Source organism: Bacillus sp. JK106, assembly GCF_053663355.1.
Genome location: NZ_JBSJQC010000013.1, coordinates 1 through 526 on the forward strand (window position 1 = coordinate 1; position 526 = coordinate 526).

Consider the following 526-nt stretch of genomic DNA (forward strand, 5'->3'; position numbering starts at 1 on the left):
CCGACGGAATTTCACGTGTTCCGCCGTACTCAGGATCCACTCAGGAGAGAACGAAGTTTTGACTACAGGGCTGTTACCTCCTATGGCGGGCCTTTCCAGACCTCTTCATCTACCTCGTTCCTTTGTAACTCCGTACAGAGTGTCCTACAACCCCAAGAGGCAAGCCTCTTGGTTTGGGCTGGTCCCGTTTCGCTCGCCGCTACTCAGGGAATCGCATTTGCTTTCTCTTCCTCCGGGTACTTAGATGTTTCAGTTCCCCGGGTCTGCCTTCTCATATCCTATGTATTCAGATATGGATACCACTCCATTACGAGTGGTGGGTTTCCCCATTCGGAAATCTCCGGATCAAAGCTTGCTTACAGCTCCCCGAAGCATATCGGTGTTCGTCCCGTCCTTCATCGGCTCCTAGTGCCAAGGCATCCACCGTGCGCCCTTTCTAACTTAACCGTTAAAAAGAATCACTACGTGATATCTTGCATTACTAATTGAATGTGAATTACTTCTGTTATCTAGTTTTCAAAGAACA

General features: G+C 48.9%; 1 rRNA gene. It reads right to left on the reverse strand.

The window, feature by feature from the left end:
* A 23S ribosomal RNA gene (locus ACWJJS_RS19905) occupies positions 1-447 on the reverse strand; the annotation flags it as partial.
* Positions 448-526: the final 79 nt, after the last annotated feature.